The 9911-nt window shown below is 51.2% G+C and carries 8 protein-coding genes and 1 pseudogene; 6 read left to right on the top strand and 3 right to left on the bottom strand.

The features are described 5' to 3' along the window. The 3 genes and pseudogenes from IQ235_RS09805 to IQ235_RS09795 form a co-directional block, all read left to right on the top strand. Nucleotides 1-348: pseudogene (locus IQ235_RS09805) on the top strand (UPF0104 family protein); the annotation flags it as partial. A 122-nt stretch (nt 349-470) separates the two neighbouring features. Then, nucleotides 471-608, top strand: a complete 138-nt coding sequence (locus IQ235_RS09800; RefSeq protein ID WP_264321291.1) for a hypothetical protein — start codon at nt 471-473, stop codon at nt 606-608. Nucleotides 609-659: 51 nt separating this feature from the next. Next, complete coding sequence (locus tag IQ235_RS09795) at nt 660-1931, top strand: NAD(P)/FAD-dependent oxidoreductase (protein WP_264321290.1); 1272 nt, start codon at nt 660-662, stop codon at nt 1929-1931. Between the two features lie 73 nt (nt 1932-2004). Here the strand turns inward: IQ235_RS09795 and IQ235_RS09790 are convergent, their stop codons facing one another. Next, nucleotides 2005-2574, bottom strand: coding sequence for a DUF2854 domain-containing protein (locus IQ235_RS09790; protein WP_264321289.1), 570 nt, complete (start codon nt 2572-2574; stop codon nt 2005-2007). A 153-nt stretch (nt 2575-2727) separates the two neighbouring features. On the opposite strand from IQ235_RS09790, the gene IQ235_RS09785 reads away from it, so the two are divergent. Beyond that, nucleotides 2728-3009 (top strand): hypothetical protein, encoded by a 282-nt coding sequence (locus IQ235_RS09785; protein ID WP_264321292.1) that lies wholly within the window; start codon nt 2728-2730, stop codon nt 3007-3009. A 366-nt stretch (nt 3010-3375) separates the two neighbouring features. Then, nucleotides 3376-3570, top strand: a complete 195-nt coding sequence (locus IQ235_RS09780) for a hypothetical protein (protein ID WP_264321288.1) — start codon at nt 3376-3378, stop codon at nt 3568-3570. A gap of 239 nt (nt 3571-3809) precedes the next feature. Here the strand turns inward: IQ235_RS09780 and clpB are convergent, their stop codons facing one another. Continuing rightward, the gene (gene clpB / locus IQ235_RS09775) at nt 3810-6740 is read right to left on the bottom strand and encodes an ATP-dependent chaperone ClpB (protein ID WP_264321287.1); all 2931 of its coding nucleotides are present in this window, start codon (nt 6738-6740) and stop codon (nt 3810-3812) included. A 418-nt stretch (nt 6741-7158) separates the two neighbouring features. On the opposite strand from clpB, the gene IQ235_RS09770 reads away from it, so the two are divergent. Beyond that, nucleotides 7159-8637 (top strand): alpha-amylase, encoded by a 1479-nt coding sequence (locus IQ235_RS09770; RefSeq protein ID WP_264321286.1) that lies wholly within the window; start codon nt 7159-7161, stop codon nt 8635-8637. A gap of 63 nt (nt 8638-8700) precedes the next feature. On the opposite strand, the gene IQ235_RS09765 is transcribed toward IQ235_RS09770, so the two are convergent. Continuing rightward, entirely contained in the window at nt 8701-9339 is a 639-nt protein-coding gene (locus IQ235_RS09765; RefSeq protein ID WP_264321285.1) for a hypothetical protein, read from the bottom strand. Between the last annotated feature and the right edge of the window lie 572 nt (nt 9340-9911).

Raw genomic sequence — 9911 nt, 5'->3', positions numbered from 1 at the left:
GACTTCGAGATTTCTCGCTATCCCCTGCGTCCCTGGTTGGGAGAACTAGGGTTTTTGATCCTTCGCGGAGCGGGTTTTTTACTGATTGTTTTAGCGGTGGGTTCGTTTCGTCCCGAACAAATTCCTCTTTTGCTCGGTGCGTTTAGTTTGGCCTGGTTGCTGGGATTGATCGTTCCGGGGGCACCGGGAGGCTTGGGGGTTTTTGAAGCCAGCACTCTGGCGATTTTGAATCCACACTTTTCTACGGGGATGATTCTGGCTTCGGTGGCGCTGTATCGAGCCGTTAGCATCCTAGCAGAGTCTGGAGGTGCGGGATTAGCTTATCTCGATCGATACGTGCGAGGTTAGAAATGGGCGATCGGTTATCGGTTTTTGGGAGCGCAGAAACCGCAAACCGTATATAGAGACAATTTTCCGATCGAAAAATTTTACTTTTCTTTTGTATTTCGGCTGCGGTCGATTGAGGTAAGATGTTCGGCATTCGCCCTGAAAAACAACCCACTGCCGGCAAGACAGGTTTTGCGCGATCGATTTTGACGTTCGAGACAAGCGGCACTTTCGTACGTTCGAGTTTCGTCGGCAGCGAGAACCGTCCCGATCGAGTTTAGTTTTGAGTGGGCGATCGATAAATGACCTTGGCGCTCTACCTAAACGAATTGATGCAAACTCAATCTCAAACCCCTCAGTCCACCCAATCTAACCGCCATCACCAGATTGTTGTCGTTGGTGGTGGGACGGCTGGTATTACCGCCAGCGCTCAACTGCTTGCGAGCCGATCCTCATTAGATATCGCAATCGTCGAACCCTCAGATAAGCACTACTACCAACCGGGATGGACTCTCGTGGGTGGTGGCGTGTTCGAGATGGCTCAAACCGAGCGCAACGAAAAAGATTGTATTCCCCAGGGCGTTACCTGGATTCGGGACTCGGTTGCGAAACTCGAACCCGATGGCAATGCGATCGTCACCGAGAGTGGATTGCGGGTGACGTACGATTACTTAATTCTATGTCCGGGGATTCAAATTAACTGGCATTTAATTAAAGGACTTCCAGAGGCTCTTGGCAAAGGAGGGGTAACCAGCAACTATTCCAAAGAATACGCGCCTTACACCTGGGAAACCCTGCAAAACTTCCAGGGGGGTACGGCTATTTTCACCTTCCCCGCCACGCCGATTAAATGTGCCGGCGCGCCGCAAAAAATCATGTATCTGGCCGATGATGTCTTCAAAGGTAAAAGTGGTGTTGGAGAGCGCACCCAGGTGATGTTTTGCAACGCTGGGGCGAGTATGTTTGCCGTGCCCGAGTACCGCGCCACCCTCGATAAAATTGTCGAGGAGCGGGGGATTCAGGTCAAGTTCAAACATAGTCTCAAAGAAATTAAGCCCGATACGCGAGAGGCCATTTTTGATGTCACCACCGATGGGGGGGTAGAAGAGGTGAGTCTCCACTACGATATGATTCACGTCGCCCCACCCATGAGCGCCCCAGATTTTATTGCCCGCAGTCCTCTCGCCTCGCCAGCGGGTTGGGTAGACGTACACCGCGAGACGCTACAACACGATCGGTATCCGAACGTGTTCAGCTTGGGAGATGCCTCCTCCTTACCCACCTCCAAAACAGCGGCGGCCATTCGCAAACAAGCCCCGGTTCTCGTCAGCAATCTTTTAGCCATGATGGACTCTCGCTCTGGGGCCCGAAAGTATGGGGGATATACTTGCTGTCCCCTGATTACCGGCTACGGGAAAACGGTGATGGCAGAGTTCGATTACACCCTAAAACCCACTTCGACATTTCCGTTCGATCCGAGTCAAGAACGCTACAGTATGTGGGTTCTCAAAAAGACGGTGTTGCCCTGGGTGTACTGGAACCGGATGTTGAAAGGAAAGTCTTTTGAAGGAGATTGGTTGAAGTTTTTGAAAGGGAAAAGCTGAGATCGTTGTTTCTAGTGGAGCGATCGGGCAACGGAAACTCGATCGGGGAGGGGTTGGAAAACGGGCGCTTTTTCTACGCTTTCTCTTCTTCGGGCGCAGCATCGGCGAATACGATCGCCACTTCCACCAAACCCTCTTCCGGTTGGCACACTTCCACGCGCACGTTGGGACCGAAAAACTTTTCCATCTTCTCGGTCTTTTCCTGCCAGGTCTCGAAAGCGACGAGTGGGGACTCAAATACCAAAATTAAGGCGTAGCATCCCTCAATAGATTCCTCGCGTATCCCCTCGATAATGGGTCTTTCTTGCTCGGAAAGACCCAGTCCCAAGTAGGATAGTGCTTCTTCGAGATGAGCGTCCTGACCGTAGCGATAGCGGGTAATATCTTCGCGAATTTGGGTTTGGGTGGAGGTGGCTTGGCGTTCTCGCAGGGCAAGTACCTCCGGTGAGGTGGGTTGGATGAGGGGAACGGGTTTTAATTCCCCAGATTTGAGTGCCAAGCCGATGAGAATCAGGGGAATCCCGTAAAAAAATCCCGCTAGATTGAGCGTGGCGTAGTCGGCAAAATAGGCTCCAAAGCCGATAACGGTAATGACAAGACCAAGACGGATGCCTAGTTTGCCCAGAGATATTTGACGTAGCATACAATTCAAAAAAGGTGTGGGTGCACGAATCGATCGAGCCTTCTCGTGCTGACCCCATCGAACTTGAATCGGACAACAGAAACAACGAACTGCATCGGATGAAAGCGAGATCTCGCTTTTCGTACCGGACGAGTTTGATGGAGGCTCAAAGCGATGCTTTACCGATTGTCGCCGATTTGGGGCCGAAGCGATACCCAAAGTGAAATTGACGGTAACTGGTACAATTTCACCAGCCAATATCGCAAAAATTTAAGATCCATGGATAAAGCAGCAATTCGATCGCAAATCGCCGCCATCGAAGGCAAGCGAGAATTTCTGGTGCGACTCTTAGAACGGCCGGATTTGGGAACTCTCAGAATTGACGTGAATCAAGCGCTTGAAGAAATGGATGATTTGATCGAGGAGTTTCGGCGGACTTTTCCCAACGGAGATTAAAACGATCGAAATTTAAGTCAATGGATTGGGGTGCGAGATCGAGTTAAGTCTCTTGCATCCCTTTTTTTCGCTAATAGAGGGGTAAAAACATCCGGATACTTACTTTCCCAGTGCGAACGATCTACAAACCCGTGTTGTCGGGTGTGGATGAAGGGGACGCGAATTCCAATGGCGATGGACTCAGATGCGATCGCGATCGCTCGTACTGATGGGACAATGTCACGGCGATCGATACAAAAATCTTTCATATTCAGATTGTAGGATATTTGTACCCCTTCGGAATTCAGTCCGACGGTCGTCGGGCTTCCATACAAGTGTTCTCTAGATATTCACTAGATCCCATTTGAGTTACAGGCTGTTAATCTTATGAACTTCTACAATCGTTTCGAGAAAACAACGTCCGACGTATTTTGCCAAATTTGGTGTTCGGGCCGAATTACCAAAGACGATCGCTCTGAGTTAAAGTCTGCATTTTTAAAAGACCGCCTCGGAGAAGAAGATAAAGCTGCCGTCGATCGAATGCTGCACGCCATTCGTCGCGGGTGGTTGGTGCTCGACTAGCCTCTATAGAGCCAGTGGGATTTCCCGCGAGTTATCCGTCACCTCGGATACACAAAAATCAGATCGAATTTTCCACGTACCAGGTGTAACCATTTCACTCGATCTAGCCATCATAAACGACAACTCTTCTATTCCCCTTGTCTTTTTTGCACCGATCCAACCGATTCAACCGGATTTGATATTATTTGTCGTCGCCTCAAAGAGAACGCGAGACGATTAACCCCTCAAACTCCCCAACGTTAAATCGGCTCATCGACTAATCCAGTCTCGGGTTCTAGATCGTCGGTGTCTTCGGTATCTTCAGCATCACTAGACCATTCAGAAGCGATCGACCCATCGACTAATCCAGTCTCGGGTTCTAGATCGTCGGTGTCTTCAGACCCCCGAGACCATTCAGAATCTTGGGGGTTTTTCCGAACATCTTCCGGGGCTTTTAGCCGCTCAATCTCTTCGGATGCGATCGACCCTTCGCCAGAGGGCGCACTCTCGAGTAGGGCGATCGCCCCAACGTCCGGTTCTGGGATGGGTAAGTTTTTCTTTTCAAACGTCAGGACACCATCAATACAATCAACAAGGATCGTATCTCCTTCCACAAACGTCAATTCCAAAAGTTTCGTCGCCAGGGGATTCTCCAGTTCCCGCTGAATTGCCCGTTTCAGGGGACGCGCGCCGTATACCGGATCGTAACCGGCATCGGCAATATAGGTGGTTCCTGCCTCTGTGAGTTCGATGGTGATTTTCTGTTCTCCCAACAGCCGTTCGATGCGCTCGATCTGGATGTATACGATATCCCGCAGTTCGTCTTTACTCAGCGGATGGAAGAGAATGAGATCGTCGATGCGGTTGAGAAATTCCGGGCGGAAATGCGATCGCAGCGCCTCGTATACTCGCGATCGCATCTCTTCGTAATCCTCCTCCTTCCCCGACACCTCCAGGATATGCTGGGAACCGATATTGCTCGTCATCACGATGACGGTGTTGCAAAAATCCACCGTCCGACCCTGAGAATCGGTAATCCGTCCGTCGTCGAGGACTTGCAGGAGAATATTAAAGACATCGGGGTGTGCCTTTTCCACCTCGTCGAATAGCAGTACCGAGTAGGGTTGGCGGCGAATTGCTTCTGAGAGTTGTCCCCCTTCCTCAAATCCCACATATCCCGGCGGTGCGCCTACCAACCGAGAGACGGAGTGTTTCTCCATATATTCCGACATATCGATCCGCACCAGGGCATCGCGATCGTCGAAGAGGGAGGCGGCTAGCGCCCGTGCCAGTTCCGTTTTTCCCACCCCCGTCGGCCCCATGAACAAGAACGAGCCAATGGGTCGTCCGGGGTCTTTCATTCCGGCGCGGGCGCGGCGAATGGCGGCCGAAACCGCTTCGACGGCTTCCGATTGACCGATGACTCGTTTGTGGAGTTGGGCTTCGAGTTGGAGTAGTTTTTGCCGTTCCGACTCCAGGAGGCGATTGACGGGAATTCCCGTCCATTTGGCGACGATTTCGGCAATATCGGCGTCGGTGACCTCTTCGCGCAGCATGGACATCCCTTGAGATTGCCATTCGAGCAGTTCTGCTTCGCGCGCTTCGCGATCGGCTTGGATGACGGCGAGTTCTCCGTATTTGAGTCGCGCTGCCAACTCCAACTCCGATTGCCGTTCTGCCTGTTCGATGCGCACCCGCATTTGCTCTTCTTCTTCCTTCAAATTGGCGATCGCATCGAGGAGTTGCTTTTCTGTTTGCCACTGGGAATTGAGCTGTTGCTGTTTGTCCTTAAGCTGGTCGATTTCCAAGCTAATGCGGCTCAAACGGTCTTGAGAGGCGGCGTAGACTCCCGCCGCCGATCGCTCTTCCTCCGCTTCTAGAGACAGTTTTTCCATCTCCAGCTGCATCACCCGCCGCTCGATATCTTCAAGTTCGGCCGGTTTGGAGGTAATCTCCATTTTCAACGTTGCCGCCGCCTCATCCACCAAATCGATCGCCTTATCGGGCAAAAAGCGATCGGTAATGTAGCGATTGGAAAGCGTCGCCGCTGCCACCAAAGCCGAATCGATAATCGTAACACCGTGGTGAACTTCGTAGCGTTCCTTCAACCCTCGCAAAATCGAAATTGTATCTTCAACGCTGGGTTGACCCACGTACACCTGTTGAAACCGACGCTCTAGAGCTTTATCCTTTTCAATATGCTTGCGAAACTCTTCGATCGTGGTGGCCCCGATACAGCGCAATTCCCCCCGCCCCAGCATGGGTTTGAGCAGGTTTCCAGCATCCATCGTTCCCTGGGAACCCCCCGAACCGGTGCCGATGACGGTATGGAGTTCGTCGATAAACAGAACGATTTGTCCGCCGGAACCCGTCACCGCTCGTAGAACCGATCGCAACCGCTCCTCAAATTCTCCGCGAAACTTCGCCACGGCAATCAAACTTCCCATATCCAGGGAAATGAGCTGGCGATTTTTCAGAGATTCGGGTACGTCGCCATTGACAATGCGCTGGGCGAGGGCTTCGGCAACGGCAGTTTTACCGACCCCCGGTTCGCCGATAAGCACCGGGTTATTTTTGCGGCGGCGAGAGAGAATGCCAATAGTTTGGCGAATTTCGTCATCTCGTCCGATGACCGGATCGAGTTTGCCAGCCCGCGCTTCTTCCGTCAAATCCCGTCCGTAGCGTTCTAGGGGATTTTCTTCTTGTTCGGCTTTGGCTTTTTTCGCTTTTTTAGCTTTTTTCGCCTGGGTTGCCGCGCGCACTCGATCGATAGCCGCAGCGAGTTGAGATTGCTCTACCCCCAAGCTTTTCAGGATGCGCCGCCCGATGCGATCGTCCTCGGCAAACCCCAGCAGCATATGCCCGACCTCGATTTGCTCTGCCTGGAAATTTTGCCGGGCTTCCTCGGCTTTATCGAGCATAATATCTAGGTTGCGCCCCAGATACAATTGCTCGATGCGCATCAATTTGGGGTGACGCTTGGCAAAGGAGTCGAGTTGGGGGAGCAAAGATTCCACCTCCACCCCCACTGCCTGTAAGATTTGATGGGACTCGTCGGCGTGTTCGAGGAGGGCAATGGCGACGTGTTCGACCTCTAAGTACTGGTTTTTGTAGCGCTTGGCAATATCTTGCGAGTTAACGATCGCATCCCAGGCTTTATCGGTAAATTTAGTGTGGTCGGTTGGCTGCACGATCGCTCCTTCGCGGTACTAGAGGCTGTTGAAAGGTTCTTTAAGAAAGGTTACATATAACTATAGTCCTTGGGCAACCCACCCAGGTCGATCGGGGGATTTTTTGAGAGACCGGTCTTGGGGGCAAAGGAGGCAGCGGTCGGAATCCCGCATGGCGCGCAAGACGCAAAGGAACGCCGACCGTTGGGAGGCTACTTATCCAAATTTCTCCTGTTTTCCATCACCGCGTCACCGCATCTTTCTCCCCATCTCCCATTTCCTAGTCACGGGATGCCAAAAAATTCTAAACTATCGGGATATTGAGAAAATCGAGCGCGACTTCCGTATTAAATGCCTCCTCGAACATTCCCCGATCGATACTCAAACCCAGTACGTATCTATAGAGTCTAGTCCCCAATTACTACAGAGGTTATCTGCGATGTCCGAACCCAATGGTGTCATGATGCAATATTTCCACTGGTATCTTCCACCGGATGGAAGTTTGTGGAACGAGCTGACCGAAAAAGCCCAAGAATTAGCCCAAGCCGGAATTACCTCCCTTTGGCTGCCCCCTGCCTATAAAGGAAAGGCTGGCGGTTACGATGTGGGTTATGGCGTATACGACATGTTCGACTTGGGAGAGTTCGACCAAAAAGGTTCGGTTCGCACCAAATACGGAACCAAGGATGAGTATATCCAGGCGGTCAAAACGGCAAAGGATGCAGGAATACGCGTCTACGCCGATGTGGTGCTCAATCACAAACTCGGGGGAGACGAAGTCGAAGAGGCACAAGCAACGCCCTTCAGCCCCAACAACCGCCGACAACCCATCGGCGATCTTCGCACCGTCAAGGTTTGGACGCATTTCACATTTCCGGGTCGTCAAGGCAAATACTCGGATATGGAATGGCATTGGTGGCATTTCGATGCCGTGGACTATAATGCTTACGACGAAGACTTCAATGCCGTTTACCTATTTGAGGGTAAAACCTTTGACGACGATGTTGACCTGGAAAAAGGCGGGTACGACTATCTCATGGGTTGCGATCTGGATGCGGGACATCCCGAAGTGCGCGAGGAATTAGTCCGCTGGGGAGAATGGTATGTAGACACAACTGATATCGATGGTTTTCGATTCGATGCGGTCAAACACGTCAGAGCCGGCTTTTTCCCCGAGTGGCTTAATGACTGCCGCGAGCGTGCCGGACGGTGCTTATTCGCCGTGGGTGAATATTGGTCTTACGAAGTTGAAGCGTTGCACCATTTTATCGAGATAACAGGGGGCGATGTGAATTTGTTCGACGCACCGCTGCACTATAACTTCAGCCAGGCGAGTAAGAGCGGAAACAACTACGACTTGCGGCAAATTTTCGACAATAGCCTCGTTCAACAGCAGCCAGCACTTGCTGTCACTCTGGTTGAAAATCACGACTCCCAACCGCTACAATCTCTCGAATCTGTTGTTGAGCCGTGGTTTAAGCCCCTGGCTTACGCGCTGATTTTGCTGCGCCGCGATGGCTATCCCTGCATTTTTTATGCAGATTATTACGGCGCTCACTATAAAGATGTCGGCACGGACGGTAACGAATACGAGATTTGGTTAGACAGCCACAAATGGTTGATTGACAAGTTCTTGGAGGCTCGCCGTACCTACGGCTATGGCGACCAATACGATTACTTCGACCACGCCAACACCATGGGCTGGACTCGGTTGGGAACCCAAGAGCACCCCGGTGGCATGGCGGTGGTTCTCACCAACGGCGACAACGGACGCAAGCGGATGGAAGTGGGTCAGCCTAACAAAACGTATATCGATATTACCGAGCATATTAGCGAGTCGGTCACCACAGATGATGAAGGTTGGGCAGAATTTCACTGTCCGGCTGGGTCGGTTTCGGTTTGGGTGCCGCAGGATTAAGTTAAAACAGTTGGGGGAGACAGTTGTCTCCCCCAACTGTTAAGAAGTTGAGCGAACTCAAACTTAATGAACTTCTTGAGGTTGTGTGGCTCGATACACTCTCGGCTTGTGCGCTCCTGTGGAAGCACCTATCATCGATGCGACTAAACCGAACAGCGAACCGAATAAGAACGACCAAGCCGCTTTAGCCGCATTTCCCGCTAAATTGCGAGCTTCGGCGCTGCTTACATCGGGGGCTTGATTCGGGAGTGCCAAGCCGCCCGGTTCTTGCACTTGATTTAAGACTTCCCCGGCATTTGAGGCGACGATGCCGAAGGTACCCGATACGCCACTTGCCAGCAGCCAAGTGCTTAAAGCCAACGTCGTCGCCCAGAGAATTGCTCCGTTGAGCAGAGCTGTTTTGCTATTCATCGGACCGCAAGATCTCGCCATCACCCAGCCTCCTAAAAATAGAGACAGCAGCAAGCTGATAATCGACCAGATACCGACGCTGGTCGCACCGGGAGCGGAACCCGCAGCCCCCGCACTCAAACCGAGGGAGGCTCCCAGGGCACTCAACACCAATTGCGCCGCGATCGCAATGACGATACCACCAAAGATGGGACCCCAGCGGACGCGATCGTGATAGTCCACGGGGATGGGTTCGGTGGGATGAGTTGCATTAATGTGTGGCTGGGATTGGGAAGGGCTATTATATGTCATTATCTTTATCCTCGACGATCGCGGTCACAAAATTCAAAGTAGTGTCGATCGAACTTCGATCTTCATTTTCATTTTTGTATCCGGAAATAGTTTCTTGACTGTAAATAACGATACGTTTTACCAAGGTTGTATGGCTATCTACCGAAAGAAGTAAATATACGCTTCGATCGATTGTCTGAAATCGCTCTTTAGGTAGACGAAAAAATTGAGCGATAAAACTTACTATTAAATTTATAAACGGTTCGAGAATGTAAGCATTTGTCAGTTCTCCCCTCGTGAAATCGTAGCCCGCGCGATTTCTTCTATCTTTTAACGTTTGAAGATCGAGCTTTTTTGCTTGTTGTGTCTTAAGCTCTAAGTTTAACCGAAGAGCATAACGATTGTCTCAGACCGTTGAAAAGTCGGAATAGGGACGGTGAGAACCTATTGAAAGGACTTGCAACTCACACCAAAAGTTAGGAACTACACACTTATGGCACTTTACAAAATTAAAGATTTTTATCCCGATTATAAAGATGAAGTTTTCGGTGGCGAAGACATTAAGGGATATGACGTTTACGCAGGACTAACAG

It is taken from the genome of Zarconia navalis LEGE 11467, from assembly GCF_015207075.1.
In the GTDB taxonomy this organism is placed as follows: Bacteria; Cyanobacteriota; Cyanobacteriia; order Cyanobacteriales; family Geitlerinemataceae; genus Zarconia; species Zarconia navalis.
This window is presented reverse-complemented; position numbering and strand designations above follow the sequence as displayed.

Bases quoted from the DNA above. Each gene is read 5' to 3' on its own strand.
- IQ235_RS09765 (WP_264321285.1), bottom strand. From the start codon at position 9,339: ATGACATATAATAGCCCTTCCCAATCCCAGCCACACATTAATGCAACT.
- IQ235_RS09795 (WP_264321290.1), top strand. From the start codon at position 660: ATGCAAACTCAATCTCAAACCCCTCAGTCCACCCAATCTAACCGCCAT.
- IQ235_RS09790 (WP_264321289.1), bottom strand. From the start codon at position 2,574: ATGCTACGTCAAATATCTCTGGGCAAACTAGGCATCCGTCTTGGTCTT.
- IQ235_RS09800 (WP_264321291.1), top strand. From the start codon at position 471: ATGTTCGGCATTCGCCCTGAAAAACAACCCACTGCCGGCAAGACAGGT.
- IQ235_RS09780 (WP_264321288.1), top strand. From the start codon at position 3,376: ATGAACTTCTACAATCGTTTCGAGAAAACAACGTCCGACGTATTTTGC.
- IQ235_RS09770 (WP_264321286.1), top strand. From the start codon at position 7,159: ATGTCCGAACCCAATGGTGTCATGATGCAATATTTCCACTGGTATCTT.
- IQ235_RS09785 (WP_264321292.1), top strand. From the start codon at position 2,728: ATGCTTTACCGATTGTCGCCGATTTGGGGCCGAAGCGATACCCAAAGT.